Genomic DNA, 513 nt, shown 5'->3' with positions numbered 1-513 from the left:
GGTGATGGTCATGATGTTATCTACGAAATTGGCACTACCAGCACAACAGACCAACTCATGTTGGGTGAGGGTATTTCGAAAGAGCAAGTTAAAATTTTACGTGTTGATGATGACATAGCACTGCAAATATTAGATACCGCAGGCAGTGTTGTAGGCTCAATTACGCTTGCTGGAGCATTTAGTGATAAGAGCGATATTGTCGATAAAGTTGTGTTCAGTGATGGTACCTTCCTAAGTGCTGAAGAGGTGTTTGAATTAGCAAGAAGCCAGTTTGGCACATCAGGCAATGATACGTTAAACGGTTCGAACCAAAGTGACAAAATTTATGGCTTAGATGGAGATGACCATATAGACGGCGTTGGTGGTAATGACTACTTAGATGGTGGAAAAGGCAACGATACATTGGTTGTAGGGCAAAGCAGGTATACAGAAAATATACTTGTTGGCGGTCAAGGCGACGACATTCTCAAAGGGGATGTTAGTTCAGAAACTTATGTCTATAACTTGGGTGAT

The 513-nt window shown here is 41.7% G+C and carries 1 pseudogene; it reads left to right on the top strand.

From position 1 onward, the window contains the following. Positions 1-513, top strand: a pseudogene (locus N483_RS24695) (calcium-binding protein); the annotation flags it as partial.

Origin of the sequence: Pseudoalteromonas luteoviolacea NCIMB 1944 (assembly GCF_001625565.1) — a bacterium.
In the GTDB taxonomy this organism is placed as follows: Bacteria; Pseudomonadota; Gammaproteobacteria; order Enterobacterales; family Alteromonadaceae; genus Pseudoalteromonas; species Pseudoalteromonas luteoviolacea_F.
Note: the sequence above shows the minus strand (reverse complement) of the source record. Positions and strands in the feature narration are given on the sequence as shown.